The sequence below is a fragment of the Polystyrenella longa genome, from assembly GCF_007750395.1.
Classification (GTDB): domain Bacteria; phylum Planctomycetota; class Planctomycetia; order Planctomycetales; family Planctomycetaceae; genus Polystyrenella; species Polystyrenella longa.
The window spans coordinates 3,761,069-3,778,825 of the sequence record NZ_CP036281.1; the positions used below are offsets into that span (position 1 = coordinate 3,761,069).

Genomic DNA, 17,757 nt, shown 5'->3' on the forward strand with positions numbered 1-17,757 from the left:
GGCTATCGATCCCTAAAAGCCCTTAAATTCAGCAGGCTACGCCGCAAGAACACGCTACGGTTATCCGGAATGCGCCCTACCGACTCAACTGAATTCCATTCAGGAGTTTGGAAAGCAGCATTCATAATCTAAATGAAACGATTGATCGAGATTAATTCGAGGTCGCTGGATTGCTACCGCTGAAGAGTCGGTCGAAGACTTCTCGGGCATGATTGGCGCCCGCTGTAGGATCGGCAGGTCGTGAGGAATTACGGTCATCATTGGCTTCGGAAACACGAAGCTGGCGTCCATGGAATGATTTTCCGGTGAGGCGATGTATCGCTTCGTCCGCATCTTCCATGGAAGGCATCGTTACAAAAGCAAATCCGCGTGAGCGCCGGGTCGCTGGATCAGTCACAATTCGAACAGAAACGACGCGTCCAAAGAACTCGAACTCGCGGCGTAATTCCGACTCTTCGAGATCGTACGGAAGGTTACTCACATAGATATTCGTCATTATATAATCCTTTATCAATTAAACGAACTGCGTCTCAGACAGCAGTCTTGGCAGTTCTTTAGATAAGCATTTTCGGCTGAACTAAGCGGAAGAAGCGCATGCGACCCCTCGGGTACGCACTATCAAATGACATAGCGTCAACGCTCTTCAGATCTGAGCCGTTGTTAATTTAAGCAACTGAGTCTGGCCAGATAGCGACCTGACTCCTTAGAAGCATGTCCGACATGGCGGACGGTATTTTAAAAGAGCAATCAATGTGCCAGTAAATCCTGGCTCTTCGATTTTTTCCTGAGAGGACGCAACATCAGCGTCATCCACCAACACTCACGCGGGATTCAAAATCGCCGCGTATCCTACAAACAAAGTTGAATTTGACGAGTCAGCCGACCGGCTGACTCGTCCTGTTTGATATCATCGATTCTAAAAATCGGTGAATTTTTTCAATCGCAAACGTGCTCCCTGATCCGTTCGATGAACGTCCAGCGAGCAATCCTGGAGCGATTCTGCCACTTGGGGCGACATTAGAATTGTGGGGCGATCTCGCACCACGATGACTTGGTCGCCATCTTTTTGTCGTCCTTTATGACACTTCAAGAGTCCATTCACAATGCGGAGTCGTACCGCTTTCAGATCGGGGCGGGTCGATTGAATTTCGACAAGGCGATTCCAAGCATCCGGAGTAATCTTCAGCATTATATGCCTCCAATAAGAATGGGTTGTACTGCACAGTTATTTGTCCGGTCCTGAAACCGGGCATTTGTCTGGGATTTGCCCCAGGCTTTTGACCGACAAAAAACAAGGTGTCCGTCTGGCTTCAACAGAGTGCCGGAACGGGTTACCTCGCTTCGTTTATCGGCGCGGGCGGTCTTCGCGTGGGCGAGCCAGGTTTACTTTCAGGTTACGACCCTGAACTTCCTGCCCATCCATGTTGCGGATTGCCATCTGAGCGTCGTCTGAGTTGCTCATTTCCACAAAACCAAACCCTTTGGATCGTCCAGTATCCCGGTCCGAAACGACTTGGGCGCGAACCACTTCGCCATATTCACCGAAAGCACTCTCCAGATCACTGGAGGAAGTTTGGTAAGCTAGGTTACCGACGTAAATGTTTGTCATAGCAGGAGTTTCCAACAAAGAAAAGAAATGCCTTGGCTCGCTGCATCGGCATCGTCAGAAACCGAAATAGATCGGTTTCCGTTGAGAGAGCGGAGTTATTGAGCCCGAAAAAAGTCACCTACCCGATGTTTTGAATTCGACATGATTCATCGAAAAACACAAAACGTGACAGGACGACCATTCGTTCGCGGTCGCAGCTCTGAAGTTGACATCTGCAACTTACCTGAAGTCACAGCGCATAGTGCTGGAGGGCGGAACGAAAACACGGAGTATTCGCTAAAGCAAGATGAGCGGAGGGATCTGGAAAGATTCTAACGCCGTCGACGTGCGGTAACGTATTTGAATGAATCCGCGGCGGTAATCGAAAGAAGGTGGTTTCAGGAAACAGGAGAAACGATCGCTTTCCTGTGCCCTTTTTAGAGAATTGAAACCAGCATTTGTTGTCAAGCAAACCTAATCTACACAATTCGCTATTAAACAAGTATACCATATCCAAACACCTGCGGCAATACAGATATCCCGTTCGGACGTTCATTTCCTTCCAGTATTGCCGGAGGAATCGCTCCAATCAAACCCTCGGGAGAGAGGGTTATTCGACAAAAATCAGCTGCGGCATCTCTTTCTGGAGTCGTTCTATACTCCCTTCCGGCAAGGTGGAACCCGGAAAACGAATCGAACGTAACGAGGTCAAATCGAGCAAGGCATCAATGGCCTCCGACGACAAATTCATCTGACTAAAGACTATTTGACTCACTTGATTTAGTTCAGCGAGATCATTTCCATCTGTTTCAGGCAAATTAACACCATCCAATTTCAGAATTCTCATCGCTCCTAACTGGTTCAAAGTGTCTGGCTTCAGAATGCAGTTTCTAAGCTTCACATGATCGATTCGAAGTTCACGAAACGGCTTCAACATTTCGGGAGTTAGAACTTGGTCTGAAATGTAGAGTTCGTGGATCGAGGCTAATGGTAGTAGATCCAGAGAAGCATCCGGCAAACCATATAGGCAGATGGTTCCTGCAGATATCGTCCCCAGTTTTTTCACAATCCCAGGAGTTAAACTTGCTGCTGAGATCTGAAGCTCTGCTAAGGGACCTGTCATTGAAACAAGTCGATCATAATCGGTTGATGAAAGTTCATTGCCGATCAGTCCAATTCCGAATAAATTGGCTCCCGATTTATGTTGTCCAGAAGCAAGGTGCTCCCAAATCAAATCCAGCTCTGCGGCAGTTAACTCCACATCCGTTACGAACTTCGATAAAGGACGGTTCATTAACTGTTCAACCTGTCCAGCTTGAAATTCATCGAACCCGCACTCAAGCATTTGAAGAGACGTCAACGAAGGCTGCTCGGCCAATGTTGAGACGATATTGTTTGTAAGATTGAGACGTTCCAGCGTCAGACCAAGACCAGTTGACTTTGAGTTGCTCACTAATGCCTCGACTCCCTCATCAGTGACGTGGGGACAGTCGATCACTTCAACATACGAGGGGGTCGATAAGTGGGAAAACGCCTCCAACATCTCATCCGTACAATTGGTGGAAATTAGATGCAGCGTATAAATCGACTTCGCTGACTTTATTTCATCGAAGATACGATCATTGAGTTGGCAACTTTCTACATAAAGAAATTGATGACCGGATCGCAACTGTAATTTAAATTCCGGGTAAGGCGTGAGATCGACTCCAATGAGCCGAAGCGAAGTCAGATGTTCGTATTCATCCAAACTCTTCAATGAGATTGGAGAGATATCGGGACCAATGAACCAGACATTCTGCAGGTAAGTCAAATCACAATTGGCTGCAATCTCGGCGAACTCTTCATCCGAATGAACGAAGACCTGATCAAGCTTTTCAACTTTGTAATCGAATGCCTGCGCAACATCTCGCAGTCCAAGACTGTCCAACCACAAAGGTACATGCAGTCCGGCCATCGCCTTTCCTTCCGAGATGTATCTGGCCTGGAATTGGTCCGACCGCAGTTTCAAATGATACTGCCAGCCAAACCAGGAAATGCCCAGCAGGAAGAGAACGAAGACTACCCACCATCGACGGGGAATTCGTCGGTGTTTTGTTTCTTGGAGTTCTTGCTCTTTCATAGTCGCGGCATCCTGCATGAGTATTTTTCAGCACTCAAGCAGTCTAACCATCTCGAAAGCAATCTTCAAATCAAATCGGTCCCAATCGGGAGATCGGTTCATCCCGTCTTACTGGAATGCGGCGAAGGCAATCGCCACGGCGGTCCAGTCAATGAAGTGGCGTTCGATGAAGGCAGCGATGGCTTCGGACTTCGTATACTGCAGGAAGAGGAAGTCTCCCTCCTGGATACGAATTCGTTCGGCCGGATTTTCCAACGCCTCTTTCAGATCCACCATGATCTCGTACTGCGTACCGTCCGCTCGTCGGCGAACGACAATCAAACTGCTCGCTCCGACGGTCACGTCTCGGTTCAATGCCGAAGAACCACCCAGTTGCCTTAGGCCACCGGTCCCTTTGGCCGGATCGTGCGCGACGGAGATAGCCTCCAGTACATCCAGGTCTCGGTCTCGGGGCAGTCGAATCACTCCTCCGCCAAGTACACCACCCGTGTAGAAGACATCGTAATCGCGATGTTCAATGAAGATGTGGTCGCCATCTTCCAGGATGACATCCTCTTCATTGATCACGAACTTCTCTTCCGGATTTATCCGGATAGGAATGCGAATCACCTGAGGCGCTGAAAGACTGACCCGGTTATCCATCATCGTCAGATCGCAATGTCCCCACGGCATACCTGATGCCAGCGAGTGACCGAAGTCGGAATGATACGCGTTGTTACGTGTCGGAATGGCGGAGGTACTGGAACAGGCATCACAATTTCGGCTTCGTTTAACAACGTAAATCACGTTTTCAGCATCTTCCCCTGGAGGACCACCGGTCTCGGCAAGGGCGTGCAGAACGTCGTTGTGACCAGCGGGAAGTTGAATCACGCGACCCATTCCTCGTTTGTTACTGAGGACACCACTGATTCCGGCCTGGTTGAATGATCCATCCAGACCGTTCGAGTTGAAATCGTTGTTTCGCTCCTGGCGAAAGACAGTGATCGTGTATTGTCGTTTTTTATGTAGAGAGACCATTATCGCCGCCGAACCATCTGCTTTGATGGTCGGGTTCTCCCCTTCGGTAAAGGCTTTACGTACAGCAGCTTCCGCTTCGTTTTCGGTCATTCCCCGGACGAGTACTTTTTTATTCGGTGGCAGCGAGATCATTCCGTCTTCGCGCACTTTGATTGGGTAGCCAATCGCCGGATACTCTTCTTCGTTCTGAGGATAATAAGTAGGGATCGCTTCTTTGGGCGAGTCGAGGACACCTTCAATATAAACTGCCAGTACGTCCCCTTTGTCCAACCGATACTCTGTTGGTGGAGTTTGACCGAGCAACGTCATATTGATTGTCTTTTTGTTCCCTCGATGCGCCGGTTGGAGATCTTCAGAGAGAAACCGGGCAGGAATCCCTTCCATTGGCCGAAACGCTGCGCATCCTGACAAGCCGGTGAGCAACAGCAAACAGGTCACCAGCGCGGAACACCGAACTCGCAAGAGAAGGCCGAACGTCGCATTTACGTTGAGACTGGGGAACATTTATTAAGATCCGGCACTACAAAACTTCCACGCGCTACGTTCCACCATAAACCATGGTCCATCACGAACCATGATCATGCCACCGCGAACATGACGTCGAAGTCGAGAACAAATTGAACAAGGGTAGAGAGAGAAAGCTATTATCGTTAAACCGACGATAATTAACCGTCGGTACGATTTTTGAGAGAGATTCCGCCGGATCTTATTTGGAGAGATAGATGCCGTCAGATATCGCCGCGAAGATTACAGAATGCCTTAAAACAGGGCAAGCTCAATTTTAAACCATCGCTTAGAGCTGTTTAGTGAAGCGCTCGGGTCCTGAAAGAGGATCAGATCCGGCGTTCTGAAGTGGACTGCGATAGACCAGTACCCCCTGTATTACCTATAATCACATTGCTTGCGATGCTCTTTACCTCATTCATTGGAACAGGTAAATAAACGGCCCCAAAAATGGGAAAGAGGGCCTTACCGGAATAGGTAAGCAGGTTTTGCAAATCCTCCTGCTTTGTGCCCTGCCTTACAGCCCAGCCCGGGGGCATCGCCGATAATACAAGTGAATTCGAACAAACCCGTTTGAAAACTGGCTTTCCATTCCCGCTTAGAAACTTACCAGCGTACAGAGGAATAGGAAACATTCCCTCCCGGTACGAGACGCCCTTGTCTCGGTACTTGACCATAGATTACTTCTGCAAACGACTAATACTTATGCCACGCCAATTCTATATCAGTCTATGCTGTACCATCCTGTTTCTGATTGCAGCATCCGTTACCGTCCCCGTCTCCGCCCAAAATGGCGACCTGAACAGTCTGTTTCAGAATGACGCGTCGGAGGTAACTGAACCCTCAATTTCAATCAATCTGTCTCCCGAGCAACCCAAAGTCGGCGACGAAGTCACTTTGTCGATTAAAGTCGAGTTGCCCGCTGGCATGTTTACGTACGCCCAAGACAACAAATCTGCGGCGAAACCGAGTTTCAAGATTACGGAGAACACTGGACTGAAAGAAATTGATACGGAATTCAAACCCGATCAAAAAGCAAAGTCCGACTACGATGACGTCCTCGAACTAACCTCGCTGAAGTACTACGAACAGATCACCTGGTCGCGACGATATGAAGTAACCGCGTCCACGGGAAAACTGGCTGGCAAAGTCCTGATTCCCATCTGCGACGATCGCAGCTGCCAAATGTATCGCGATTCAATTGATTTCACCATTTCCGCTCCCGGCGCCGCAGAGGAACAGTCGGGCGGCAGTTCCTTTGGAGAACTCGTTTCAGAAGAAGATTCGAGTGGAAGTATTTCCTTTGGAACTGAAGTGGATAATTCTGGTGCATTTGGAGAGGAAATCTCTGGCGACTCAAGATCCGCCATCGTGACGATTGAAACTTTTCCTCTGTTCTGGTCACAGGAAGTCAAAGTAGACGATCAGGAAGTAGCCACCTTACGTGCGATACTACATCCTGGTGATGAAGAAACGACCCCCCGCGTGGAATTCACTGCAGAACTGGCCGAAGGCTGGCATACTTACTCCACCGACGAACAAAAGAACGCTCAGCACACCACCTTTGATTTCAAAAAGTTGCAGGGACTGCAATCCAAAACAGACAACTGGCAAAGCGACCAGCCACCGGTAACTTTCCCAGTGAAGGAAGGCAAAGAAAAGTTCGACCAATACATCTATCCGAAGATGGTCACCTGGACTCATGAACTCGCGTTGGAACCCGACGCAAAGCAGTCCGGTGTCGAGTTGACGGCCCAAATTCAATTCTGCTCCGAGGAGGTCTGTCTCACCCCTAGCTCCTACACCTTTCGGTTAGGGTCTGTCCCCGTCGAACAGGATCTGGAATCAACAACTTCCATCGCCGCACTTCCTCCCGAGATTGAAGAGTGGTTTAAAGGAATTCGACCACTTGAAGAGGAAAGCATCCAAGCGACTGGCTTTGGGTGGTATCTGTTTTACGCCTTCCTAGGCGGGGTTATCCTTAATGTCATGCCGTGTGTCCTTCCCGTTCTCGCGATTAAAATCCTGTCCTTCGTGAAGCAGGCAGGGGAAGACCGTTCCCGCATCATTGCTTTAAACGTCGCTTATTCACTCGGCGTGATTTCGATTTTCATGGTTCTTGCCACATTAATCGGTGTCGCCTCTTTTGGCTGGGGTGGACTGTTCCAAAGCACTGCATTCAACCTGTTGATGACCTGTTTCATCTTCGCGATGGCACTCAGCTTGCTGGGTGTTTATGAAATCCCGATCCCCGGTATGGTCGGTTCCGCCGGCGGTCAACAGAAAGAGGGCCTTACGGGAGCATTCCTGACGGGTATCTTTGCCACGATTCTGGCGACTCCTTGCAGCGGTCCTTTCCTGGGAGCTACCCTGGCTTGGTCCGCCACGCAACCGATCCACATTACCTATCTCATTTTCCTGATGATGGGGCTCGGAATGGCATCACCTTACTTGATCCTGGGGGCCTTTCCCAAAGCGGTTCAGTTTCTTCCCAAACCGGGAAACTGGATGGTGCATGTGAAAGAAGTTTCTGGTTTTATTTTGTTGGCGACGGTCATCTTTTTCCTCAGCTACATCGACGACAACTTCCAGATACCATTACTGGCCATGCTATTAGCAATCGGTTTTGCGTTGTGGATGATTGGTCGTGCTCCGGCGACTCTCGTTTCCCGTGCGACCTACTTCGTTAATCGCGTAACCGCGTTCGGGGTGGCTGGCTTAGTCTGCTTTTACGCTTATCAGTCCGCCACCATGTTGCACGAATCGGAACTTCCCTGGCGTCCCTTCAGTACGCAGGCCCTGAAAGAGGCCAGCGACGAAGGCAAAACGGTTTTGATCGACTTCACTGCGGATTGGTGTGTGAACTGTAAAGTGGTTGAGCAAACCGCACTCAACACGCCCAAGACGTTCAGCTTCGTGGAGACTCACGATGTGGTCACTTTAGTTGCCGACTGGACGGACGGAGACGAAGAAATCACTCGCTGGTTAAACAAGTTCGAAAGTAAAAGCATTCCGCTGACAGTGATTTTCCCCGCGAATCGCCCTAACAATCCGATTCTGATCCGTGACTTGTACTTTCAGGATACGCTGCTCAAAAAACTAGACCAGGCTGTCTCCCTGCCCCCTTCCCAAACGGCGGCCACACCAGCTTCAGAGTCTCGCTAGGTATTGTAGAGTCGAAAGAAGACCGTTGCCTGAGGTGTCCCTACGTCTCGACCAATGTAGACCGCTCCATTACCCCCCGTCGGGACTCGGCGTAATTGCAAAAAGAGTCGCTGGGGACTACAGTAGCGACATCATCAGGACTCCCACTAGCAGCGCCATTCAGCGTTGAGGCTGAATTCCTGACGTCGCTTCTTTGAAACCGCCTTTTTATATACGCGACTCCTTATATGCATATTCCCGACGGATTAATGGAGCCTGAAGTCTGCCTGGTCACGAGTGCCGCCGCCGCCACAGCGGTTGGCTACAGCCTGCACAAAGTGAAGCAGCAGGCCGATGATCGATTGATCCCCCTGACAGGGGTCACAGCGGCACTCATCTTTGCCGGACAGATGGTGAACTTCCCCCTCGGGCTCTTTTCTCTACCTGTCTCCGGCCATCTAATGGGCGGCGTTCTGGCGGCCGTTCTACTTGGTCCCTGGGCCGGTTGTTTGGCAATGACCTTGGTCCTGCTGGTGCAGGCCCTGCTCTTTTCCGATGGTGGCGTTCTCAGTCTGGGAGCGAATGTCCTCCACATGGGCGTGCTCGGTTGCTGGGGTGGTTACGCCTGCTATGTGCTGGTCAAAAACTGCTTTCGCGACCACTGGAAAGGAACCGCTTTTGGCGCCGCAACAGCCGCGTGGCTGACTGTTCTTTCGGCTGCCTTTCTACTCTGTATTGAACTCTACTTCTCGCTGGAACCCAACGAGTTTTCGTTCTCGCGTTTCTCAGTTCTGATGCTCTCTCTGCATGCCGTGATTGGCATCGGTGAGGCCGTCATTACCTTGTTAGTCTTGAAGGCGGTCTTCCAGCAGCGGCCTGATTTACTCACTCCTCAGGAATTAGCCCCACCCTCCGCTGGCGTCCCACGTCGATTCGTGACGACCACCCTGGCGAGTGCTCTCGCCGTTACTTTCCTGTTGGCCCCGTGGGCCTCCGCCTCTCCAGATGGATTGGAATCAGCCGTCGATCAACATGGACTGGCCGCACGAGAAATCGGAACTCTGTTTGGGATTCTGTCTGAATATGAAATCCCCTGGGTCTCTTCTCATTGGCCTGCCGTTTCTGTGGGTCTGGCCGGAGCGCTCGGTGTCGCTAGCGTGTTGTTGCTCGCCTTGATGCTCGGACGCCTCACCCGTAATCGTCCGGCGCTCGCTGGAGCGGATAGTGAGTGATCTCAGGTTCGGGGAACGAGCGCGATTGCTGCCTGCCGCGCGTCACGCCACGATCAAACTCATTATTGTCCTGCTCCTGATCGTCACGGCTGTTTGTACTCCTGTTTCCTGGTGGCCACTCTGGGGAGCGATTCTGCTGATCGAAGTCGGTCTCCTGATCAGAAATCCGCCCGATTCCCGATTCTGGTGGCCCCGTTTACCAGTATTTGTGTTATTCCTCGGATCCGTTGCCCTCTCGATCCCACTGTCACAACATTTTGAGCAGGGATGGTTGCGAGCTGCGATGATTTTCGAACGAGGAATGCTCGCTTTTCTGGCCACAACCTGGTTGACGACCGTGCTGACTCCGTTAGAACTCATTCATGTCCTTCGCCGCTGGAAAATGCCTCCCTTCCTCGTCGAATCACTCGCGTTCATGCTTCGCTATCTAAATTTGCTTTCCACCGAACGCAAAACCCTTCAACAGGCTCGGGCAGCCCGAGCGGGAAAGAAGACAGGACTCATCACCGCCTGGAAGACTTCGGCTTATATTATCGCGACCGTACTCGTCCGTGCTTTTGATCGTGCCGAGCGAATTTATCTGGCGATGAAAGCCCGCGGTTGGAAAGGACTCTGAGATGACGAGTCTCCTACCAGCCTCTTCCCTGTTGCGAATCGAACAACTGAATTACAGCTACCCTTCCGGGGTGCAGGCTCTGCATTCGCTTTCCTTTGAGATACATCAGGGAGAACGCGTCGGTCTGGTCGGGCCTTCGGGGGCAGGTAAGTCTACCCTGCTACTTCACCTGAACGGGCTCCTACCCGAACGTCTCCCAGAACCTGATTGCGCGTCAGTTTTCGTCAATAACCAGCCTGTTTCCAAATCCGGAATTGATACGATCCGACAGCAAGTCGGACTGCTTTTCCAAAACCCCGAGGACCAACTTTTCTGTCCCACTGTGGAAGAAGATGTCGCATTCGGACCACGTCAATTACAACTAACCGAAGCAGAAGTTCTACAGCGCGTGGAAGATGCTCTCGCTCAGGCAAATTTGTTTGAGCTAAGACATCGTCCCATTAGTCAGCTTTCTTATGGTCAGAAAAAACGGGCATGTCTCGCTGGATTATTCGCCTGTCACCCTCAATTACTCGCATTGGATGAACCCTTTACTGGCCTTGATCCACGCTCTCGAAATCAGTTGGTGGATCTACTGCTCACTGACCAGAGGACGTTACTAGTCGCCACGCACGATCTGGACGTCGTCGTGCAGATGTGTGATCGTGTTCTGCTGATTGATCAGGGAAAGCTAATCGCCGACGGTCCCGCGACTGAATTATTAGGCAACCAGAAATTGATGGATGATCATGGATTAGAAGTTCCCTTGCGTTTGCGTCTTCACTCCTGAGAAAGTAACCCGGTCACGATCCAAGGAACGTTGGCAGGGCGCACAAAAAACGCCGACATTTCTGTCGGCGTTTTCAGGTAGGTTGTGTCTCTATCACTCAATCGTCTTCAGCATCGTCTTCAGCGATTCACTTTGTCTGGTAACAGCTTACAGGTCGGATCAATCGAGCTGCCGACTCGGAAAAGAGGGAATACTTTGCTGTTGCTGTTCCCGCATATCCAATTGAGGTTGCCGGTAGATTGCCCCCTTCTGCATCTCTTGATTAGGGGCAGCCATCCGTTCGAAATGTTCAGGATCGAAAGTAACACGATTCAGCATGTCACCATTGACCCGAGCGCTCCGGAGGTGGGCAGAGGATGACCCACCAGGAACCGGAGCAGTAGATTGTTCTGGCCCCATCACCATGAACAGCAGCGTACAGGCAACAACCACTGTCGCTGCGGGAGCCCAGGTATGTAACAGGCGGTGACGCCGTTCAACCTGCGCCGCTGATGGTAATGACTTTTGCACACGCGTACGCAGATCAATAGAAGGAACCTCTGACGTACTGAGGGCATAATCGCTTAATCGGTCTTGTGACTTTTTCAGTTTTTGCAAGTGCCCCCGGCATTCGGGACATGTGGAGAGATGTCGATACACCTCTGCAGCATCCGCCTCGGGAAGATCGTCTCCCACAAGGAGAGCCAATTCTGTTTGGTAATGTTTTGTTTTCATATTCATGGGACAAACCCTGCCAGATGGAACCATTAATTCTTCAGAGGAAAAGGACTCTATCAGTTACGTTTATTCGGTTTCAGCCACGCGTTTGTTCCAGATCGCCTGGAATTGGTTCCGGGCTTCCGCCAGTCGCCAACGAATGGTCGCTTCCTTCCGATCCAGAATCGCCGCAATCTCAGACGTGGAAAAGTTTTCCAAGTCACGCAGCACAAGGACAGTTCGATACTTCTCAGGAATCTCTTCTATGACCGCTCGAACTTCCTGACTGAGGTCCTGGTGTTCTCTGGGGTCCGATGTTGAAGGATCAGGTGACTGCTCAGATGGGCTTTCTGAGAAGAGAACCCAGCGACCACGCCGCTTTACTTTTCTCAAATAATCCATTGTCAGGTTCACTGCAATCCGAAACAACCAGGGACCGAATCGGCGTGAAGGGTCGAATTGATCCAGTTTTTCGTAGGCTCTGATAAATGCTTCCTGCGCCAAATCCTGTGCCAGATCATGATCAGAGATAAAACGTTGGATCACGCGTAGCAACCGATGTTGATACCGCTCTACCAATTCTCCGTAAGCATCGGAGTTACCTCTGCGTACCTCTTCCACAAGACGGGCATCGTTGACGCCACCTTCCAGCGGTTGAGATTGTTTTCGATCAGATGAGAGATCAGACACAGTTTGCATGATTCAGAGTTCCTCCATTCAATCAATAGTACGGCGGACAGGCCTAGCCTGTTGGAGAAATTCTCCGAATTCCGCCGACTGCGATTTCTGAACTCACTCTGCCTTAGTTACAGGGTTGTACGTTCTAAGTAATTTACCGGTAGTGGTTTACAATATAACATTTCCGAACCACAAACCCAAATTGAGACGCCAGAATAGCCTGAGAATATCAAGAAGCGGCTTCGGATGAATGGTGACTCATTGATTTTCAATTTGTTGTAAGTAGTTTCCTCAGCAGTTGTTGCGAAGCTGTCCGAGGTTGATAAGCTGGTAGATAACGATTGCCGCAGGGTTCTACCTGCCCTCTGGTATTATAGACCATCAGAATAATTTTGATCGCCCCATTTCGTAGGAGACCAGAAATGAAGTTGCTCCCCCCGCTCGCGAATTCGTCCTTGATTCTGGTCCCTCTGATGCTCGTCTTCATTGCCCTGCCCGGTTGCACAGACCCGCAAGAAACGCAGCAGAATAATATTCCGTCGGCGAATTCGGCAAAAGAATCGACGACCGAGGTGGATTCAGAAACACTCAGTGAAGCTCCCTTTGAAATGACCTTACAGCGCGAGCCCGTCGACGACAAAATCGTCCGCTATATGCTTTCCAATGATCAGGGAATGGTAGTGGAGCTGATCAACCTGGGGGCAACCGTCACTCGAGTTTTACTACCGGATGATGAAGAAGGTCAGGTCAATGTCACGTTGAACTTCGACGACTTAACAAAGTACAAAACGAACCCACCTTACTTCGGTAGCATCTGCGGTCGGTATTCCAATCGCATCGCGGAAGGAAAGTTCTCATTGGAAGGTCAGGAATACACACTGGCAATCAACAACGATCCGAATCACCTGCACGGTGGAGACGAAGGGTTCAACAAGAAATTCTGGCTGGCGGAAGAGATCGATCTCGATGATCAGGTGGGCGTCGAATTCACCTACGTCAGTTTCGATGGCGAAGAAGGTTATCCGGGCGAGATGACTGTCAAAGTGAAATACACACTGAATAACCAGAATGAACTTAAACTCGATTACTCAGCAACCAGTAACAAGCCAACAGTGTTGAATCTGACGAATCACTGTTACTGGAATCTCGCTGGGGCAGGCTCAGGATCAATCCTCGACCACGAATTAAAGCTAAACTGCAGCCGGTACATTCCGGTCGACAGCACGGGAATTCCGACAGGTGAACTTATCGAAGTCGCAGAGACGCCGATGGACTTCACCAGTTTTCATGCCTTGGGAGAACGGATCGATCAGGTCGAAGGAGGATATGACCATTGTTATGTCCTCGATAATGACGACGCCGAGGGGCTACAGACCATCGCGACATTACGTGACCCGGAATCTGGCCGAGCACTTGAAATTCTGACCAGTGAACCGGGCGTGCAATTATATACAGGAAACTTCCTGGATGGTTCTGCAGAGGTCGGAGGCTACGAGAAAAATGGTGGCATCTGCCTGGAATCGCAACACTTCCCGGACTCTCCAAACCAACCTGAGTTTCCATCCACGACGCTCGCGCCTGCGGAAATCTATCAGCAGACGACCGTTCATCGATTTCAGTTTAACCAACCGAAATCGGAATAAAAACAAGCGTACAATTCCAGACGTACAATAAATTAACGGTCGCACAATGAAATCATTGTGCGACCGTTTTTAAATAAAGTCGTTCTGTATTTGCGATCTCGGCATCTTTCGCAATATCTTTCCCGACGGATTCACGACTGAACGATCAAATCAGTGAGGCGACTTTCTCACGAAACTCAGTGAGGATGTCGTGGAACTCTTCCAGGTCACCCTGAGGTTGATCTTCCATGGCTTTGATCATCTCGGGTGAAAGTGACTTGGAGAGCCGCTTAATCGTACTGGTCATTTTCTTCAGAAGTTGATCCGCTTGCTCGGCCATCGGCACGACGCGGTCTGGATGGTCGGCTCCCGACTCATTCGGATTCTTCTTCGCGTCTGGGCTGAATGGAGCGTAACCGGCATCGCTTGTTTCCCGAGCGACCGCCTGGACGGTTTCGCTGGCGGAACCACTGCGGGACGCCCCCGCCATTTCGCTACCCCCTTCGCCAGAACCACCGAAATTGGACGGATCCTGCACTGGTGTCAGAGTATCAGGCACAAAAGCGATGGAAGGATCGCCCGAATGGGAGTCATGATGAAACTCTTCCGCCTCTTCGGTCAAATCTTCGCCGCGAAGAGCGCGTCGCCACGCTTTCATTTCTACGACAGTCGCTTCGTTCTCATGCGCCCATTGCAGACACTCGGGCGAATCTTCCCAATTGAGTGCGACATAGAAATGCGACCATTTCAGGTTTTCGTACGACTCGCTCGTTTCCGAGAATGTCTCCCAGACACGTCGACGCTGATAGACTTGGTCCGGGCTAAGGCCGATCAGAGCCGCGAAATCAGAATCGGTCCGCCCTTTAGCGTATTTCTGCGTCCACTGAGCGGCGCATTCTCCTACCACCCAGTTACACTGACTGATCGCACTTTGCGCTTTTGTGATGAGTTGCTCTTCCGATTGCACCTGATCGACATTCGAGGTCATATTGGATCCTGCTGAGAAAATGGCTAGTTCCGGGAAAAGAACGTGAACCGAAGGGGGAAATTTTTGGTCTGAAGGGAAGCCGGGCGACGACCACGGGTAATTCCGGGAAAGGTCACTGCCCAATTACATTGAGGGTATCGTATTGGCTGCGGAAATCCAGATGCGACTGGATCTAATCTCTTTTATAACTGGTGGTTGCCAAACTGACTCGACTACAGAAATCCTATTTTACCCATTCCAGTTAATCGTGAAAGTCACTTGACGGACGAATCGTGGCTCATTACGATTTCGGCTCATGTTCTGAAGGTCAATTGCCGAAACAGTATAGCAGGTAAAATGACTAAAGCTGCTAGAACTGTCAAAGGTGATAGCAACCGCCCAACCGGCTGAAAAACAGAAGAGCAACTCAGTTCCTCAATCCTGTTTTCAGCGAAAAGTGGCTCTCACGGCGCCGTGGCCAAGTGGACTAAGGCAGTGGATTGCAAATCCACCATTCGTGGGTTCGAATCCCACCGGCGCCTCTTATAAAGTAACAACTGTTAGACTGACCACTTGCGACTGGATGTTTTTTCCGGCATCGCTCATCAGTCAACTCCCTGATCAACAAAAAAAGCCTTCTCACAACTCAATGTGAGAAGGCTTTTTTAATTGATGCAACTCAGCCAGTTTGGCCCAGGATTAACTCTTAATCACTTAATCACTGAGCGACGTTTCCACTCGTTAACTGACACCTCTTCGCTTTGTCGAGTTGCATCCAGTAGCGCTTACTTCAGTTCGGCGAGAATCTCTGTGGGACTGGTTCGTCCACCGTGCGTCTTACTGATCTTAGCGTACTTCACGACACCATCTTTGCCGATCACAAAAGTACTCGGGTAAGAAGTCTCTTTTTCCGCATCCCAACGCAGGTCATTCGCCACCAGGAACTGATAATCGGGATCGATCAGAAACACGAAGTTTTCAGGGAACTCCTGTCCTTTTATGAATTCGCTGGCAAACTGCTCGATCGAATCGGCCGCTCCGGGGTAAATCATGACGACTTTGGCACTCGCTTCGTCAAATGCACTGGCTTTGGATAGAAAACTGGACATCTGTTTGGAACAGAGCGGGCACTGGTATCCGGGATACCCACGCAAGACGAGCAGGACGACTTGGTCTGACTCATTCAACTTGCTCAATTTATGAGCTTTGCCATTGAGGTCCTTCAGTTCAAAATCAGCGATCTTCTCTCCTGTTTGTGGCTGATCTGCTTTTAACTCGGCCCCGTTAATCCCCATCACCAGTACCAAGGCAGCACAGACGCCGATCGTCCCTCGAATAATCTGATTGCTATTCATTATTTTTGCTTTCTGTGGATCGTATTTTTTGAAAAAAACGCTCAATTCAATCCCCCCTTCCAGTGCCTGACGCTGTCGCTTGAAAGACGGATCTTCTCCACTGTACCGTAAGATGTTCAGGGCATACTGTTAGACAGTTCACGAATTCGGGAGATTCCCGCAGGAGAAGAGGTACACAGGGAGATCAGGCGGCTCGAGCTTGCAGTTGCGTGACCAGCTGATTGACAGCGTCCAACACAGGGGCGGTAGAAAGTCTTTTTTGACAGGTGAGATGCAGGTCACCCGTCCGAGGACATATTTTTTTGTAACACGCCTGACAGGCATCCGTTGTCGTCACCAATCGCGTCGTCGATGTGGGAGGCGGACCTGATCGAACAGAACTGGTGCTGGTAAAGACCCCAACCAGGGGGACTTGCAAGCCGGCCGCCAGATGCATGGGCCCGGAATCATTGGTCAACAACATCGTGGACCGTTCCAGCAAATGCGACAACTGTTTTAACGTCGTTTCTCCGGCAAGATCGAGAACTATCGCATTTGGGTTTCGCTGCTGAATTTCCTGCTGGAGTTGCTGAGCCAGAAGCCGCTCCCCTTGGGAGCCGATCAGCACCATCGCCAGGTCATGCGTATCTGCAGCGCGGGCGGCCACTTCCGCAAATTTTTCCACCGGCCACCGTTTGGTGCTCCACTGAGCTCCCGGTTGAATGGCCACGAATGGTCGAGAAATGGGTGCCAGTTTCTCTTCCACAATCTGACGGTCCGAATCACTCACTGTGATAATTGTTTCACGAGGTGTCGCCCCCATACCAAGGGCTTCGGCCACGCGCCACATGCGGTTGTACGCGGGCATTTGTTTGTCGGAATCCGGGATGAGTTGGTGGCAGGCGAAGTGGGACATTTCCCGAGCTGTCTGCAATCCAATCCGAACGGGTGCTCTGGTGGACCACGTCATCACGGCCGTTCGCAGCAATCCCTGTAAATCGAGAACAAGATCGAATTTGCCAGCTCTCAATTGTTTGATTAGAGGTGGCCATTCACGCCAGCCACCCTGACGGTTGAACGGAATGATCTCGTCCAACGCAGGGTGTTCCTCCAGCAGGTTGGCAAAACTACTGTTGATCACCCAACTAATCTTGGCCTTGGGAAACCGCTCCCGCAGCATGGGAAGCAGTGGCAACGTTTGAACCACGTCTCCAAGAGCGCTGGGTTTGATGATACAGATCCGACGAGCATCCATAAGATCAAGCGGTGTCTGTTTGGAGGAAGGTGCGGTGACCATCTCGCGATATGTCCATTCGCGGCGAAGATGACAGTATTGATTCAGCAGAAGCGAACGTTCTGCTTCCTGGCTTTGGGTGCCGCAGATTGTAGCGCCAGCGCTCAAAGCCTGCAATATCAGATGTTTAGATCCTGTCCAGGATAATTTTGGCGGCTATCGGTCCCCTCAAGCCTT

At 50.6% G+C, this 17,757-nt stretch carries 15 protein-coding genes and 1 tRNA gene; 6 read left to right on the top strand and 10 right to left on the bottom strand.

Going from position 1 to position 17,757, the window contains the following annotated elements:
• Positions 1–151: 151 nt before the first annotated feature.
• The 5 genes from Pla110_RS13950 to Pla110_RS13970 form a co-directional block, all read right to left on the bottom strand.
• Positions 152–496, bottom strand: coding sequence for an RNA recognition motif domain-containing protein (locus Pla110_RS13950; protein ID WP_144996357.1), 345 nt, complete (start codon positions 494–496; stop codon positions 152–154).
• A 420-nt stretch (positions 497–916) separates the two neighbouring features.
• On the bottom strand, positions 917–1,189 hold the full coding sequence (locus tag Pla110_RS13955; RefSeq protein ID WP_144996358.1) for a hypothetical protein: 273 nt from the start codon (positions 1,187–1,189) through the stop codon (positions 917–919).
• A gap of 156 nt (positions 1,190–1,345) precedes the next feature.
• Entirely contained in the window at positions 1,346–1,609 is a 264-nt protein-coding gene (locus Pla110_RS13960; protein WP_144996359.1) for an RNA recognition motif domain-containing protein, read from the bottom strand.
• A 589-nt stretch (positions 1,610–2,198) separates the two neighbouring features.
• Positions 2,199–3,707: a hypothetical protein gene (locus Pla110_RS13965; RefSeq protein ID WP_144996360.1), complete on the bottom strand. Its 1,509-nt coding sequence runs from the start codon at positions 3,705–3,707 to the stop codon at positions 2,199–2,201.
• 108 nt (positions 3,708–3,815) lie between these two features.
• Entirely contained in the window at positions 3,816–5,228 is a 1,413-nt protein-coding gene (locus Pla110_RS13970; RefSeq protein ID WP_144996361.1) for a polysaccharide biosynthesis/export family protein, read from the bottom strand.
• A 705-nt stretch (positions 5,229–5,933) separates the two neighbouring features.
• Between Pla110_RS13970 and Pla110_RS13975 the strand changes: the two genes are divergently transcribed.
• The 4 genes from Pla110_RS13975 (at position 5,934) to Pla110_RS13990 (ending at position 10,989) form a co-directional block, all read left to right on the top strand.
• Positions 5,934–8,393 carry a protein-disulfide reductase DsbD family protein gene (locus Pla110_RS13975; protein ID WP_144996362.1) on the top strand — a complete coding sequence of 820 codons (2,460 nt, stop codon included), beginning with the start codon at positions 5,934–5,936 and terminating at the stop codon, positions 8,391–8,393.
• A gap of 227 nt (positions 8,394–8,620) precedes the next feature.
• Entirely contained in the window at positions 8,621–9,604 is a 984-nt protein-coding gene (locus Pla110_RS13980; RefSeq protein WP_144996363.1) for an energy-coupling factor ABC transporter permease, read from the top strand.
• Complete coding sequence (locus tag Pla110_RS13985; RefSeq protein WP_197440200.1) at positions 9,597–10,220, top strand: energy-coupling factor transporter transmembrane component T family protein; 624 nt, start codon at positions 9,597–9,599, stop codon at positions 10,218–10,220. The genes Pla110_RS13980 and Pla110_RS13985 overlap by 8 nt, the downstream gene beginning before the upstream one ends.
• Before the next feature lies 1 nt (position 10,221).
• On the top strand, positions 10,222–10,989 hold the full coding sequence (locus Pla110_RS13990) for an energy-coupling factor ABC transporter ATP-binding protein (RefSeq protein ID WP_144996365.1): 768 nt from the start codon (positions 10,222–10,224) through the stop codon (positions 10,987–10,989).
• A gap of 159 nt (positions 10,990–11,148) precedes the next feature.
• Here the strand turns inward: Pla110_RS13990 and Pla110_RS13995 are convergent, their stop codons facing one another.
• The gene (locus Pla110_RS13995) at positions 11,149–11,709 is read right to left on the bottom strand and encodes an anti-sigma factor family protein (RefSeq protein ID WP_197440201.1); all 561 of its coding nucleotides are present in this window, start codon (positions 11,707–11,709) and stop codon (positions 11,149–11,151) included.
• A gap of 63 nt (positions 11,710–11,772) precedes the next feature.
• Positions 11,773–12,384 carry an RNA polymerase sigma factor gene (locus Pla110_RS14000; protein WP_144996367.1) on the bottom strand — a complete coding sequence of 204 codons (612 nt, stop codon included), beginning with the start codon at positions 12,382–12,384 and terminating at the stop codon, positions 11,773–11,775.
• A gap of 401 nt (positions 12,385–12,785) precedes the next feature.
• On the opposite strand from Pla110_RS14000, the gene Pla110_RS14005 reads away from it, so the two are divergent.
• On the top strand, positions 12,786–14,006 hold the full coding sequence (locus tag Pla110_RS14005) for an aldose epimerase family protein (protein WP_144996368.1): 1,221 nt from the start codon (positions 12,786–12,788) through the stop codon (positions 14,004–14,006).
• A gap of 145 nt (positions 14,007–14,151) precedes the next feature.
• Here Pla110_RS14005 and Pla110_RS14010 read toward each other — a convergent pair whose 3' ends face one another.
• Positions 14,152–14,973, bottom strand: a complete 822-nt coding sequence (locus Pla110_RS14010) for a helix-turn-helix domain-containing protein (protein ID WP_144996369.1) — start codon at positions 14,971–14,973, stop codon at positions 14,152–14,154.
• 447 nt (positions 14,974–15,420) lie between these two features.
• Between Pla110_RS14010 and Pla110_RS14015 the strand changes: the two genes are divergently transcribed.
• Positions 15,421–15,494 (top strand) — tRNA-Cys (locus Pla110_RS14015).
• A 243-nt stretch (positions 15,495–15,737) separates the two neighbouring features.
• On the opposite strand, the gene Pla110_RS14020 is transcribed toward Pla110_RS14015, so the two are convergent.
• Both Pla110_RS14020 and waaF read right to left on the bottom strand, forming a co-directional pair.
• Entirely contained in the window at positions 15,738–16,307 is a 570-nt protein-coding gene (locus Pla110_RS14020) for a peroxiredoxin family protein (RefSeq protein WP_144996370.1), read from the bottom strand.
• Between the two features lie 184 nt (positions 16,308–16,491).
• Positions 16,492–17,688, bottom strand: a complete 1,197-nt coding sequence (gene waaF, locus Pla110_RS14025; protein ID WP_144996371.1) for a lipopolysaccharide heptosyltransferase II — start codon at positions 17,686–17,688, stop codon at positions 16,492–16,494.
• Positions 17,689–17,757: the final 69 nt, after the last annotated feature.

Excerpts from the sequence above, each read along its gene's own strand:
- Pla110_RS13950 (WP_144996357.1), bottom strand. The coding sequence starts at position 496 with ATGACGAATATCTATGTGAGTAACCTTCCGTACGATCTCGAAGAGTCG.
- Pla110_RS13955 (WP_144996358.1), bottom strand. The coding sequence starts at position 1,189 with ATGCTGAAGATTACTCCGGATGCTTGGAATCGCCTTGTCGAAATTCAA.
- Pla110_RS13960 (WP_144996359.1), bottom strand. The coding sequence starts at position 1,609 with ATGACAAACATTTACGTCGGTAACCTAGCTTACCAAACTTCCTCCAGT.
- Pla110_RS13965 (WP_144996360.1), bottom strand. The coding sequence starts at position 3,707 with ATGAAAGAGCAAGAACTCCAAGAAACAAAACACCGACGAATTCCCCGT.
- Pla110_RS13970 (WP_144996361.1), bottom strand. The coding sequence starts at position 5,228 with ATGTTCCCCAGTCTCAACGTAAATGCGACGTTCGGCCTTCTCTTGCGA.
- Pla110_RS13975 (WP_144996362.1), top strand. The coding sequence starts at position 5,934 with ATGCCACGCCAATTCTATATCAGTCTATGCTGTACCATCCTGTTTCTG.
- Pla110_RS13980 (WP_144996363.1), top strand. The coding sequence starts at position 8,621 with ATGCATATTCCCGACGGATTAATGGAGCCTGAAGTCTGCCTGGTCACG.
- Pla110_RS13990 (WP_144996365.1), top strand. The coding sequence starts at position 10,222 with ATGACGAGTCTCCTACCAGCCTCTTCCCTGTTGCGAATCGAACAACTG.
- Pla110_RS13995 (WP_197440201.1), bottom strand. The coding sequence starts at position 11,709 with ATGAATATGAAAACAAAACATTACCAAACAGAATTGGCTCTCCTTGTG.
- Pla110_RS14000 (WP_144996367.1), bottom strand. The coding sequence starts at position 12,384 with ATGCAAACTGTGTCTGATCTCTCATCTGATCGAAAACAATCTCAACCG.
- Pla110_RS14005 (WP_144996368.1), top strand. The coding sequence starts at position 12,786 with ATGAAGTTGCTCCCCCCGCTCGCGAATTCGTCCTTGATTCTGGTCCCT.
- Pla110_RS14010 (WP_144996369.1), bottom strand. The coding sequence starts at position 14,973 with ATGACCTCGAATGTCGATCAGGTGCAATCGGAAGAGCAACTCATCACA.
- Pla110_RS14020 (WP_144996370.1), bottom strand. The coding sequence starts at position 16,307 with ATGAATAGCAATCAGATTATTCGAGGGACGATCGGCGTCTGTGCTGCC.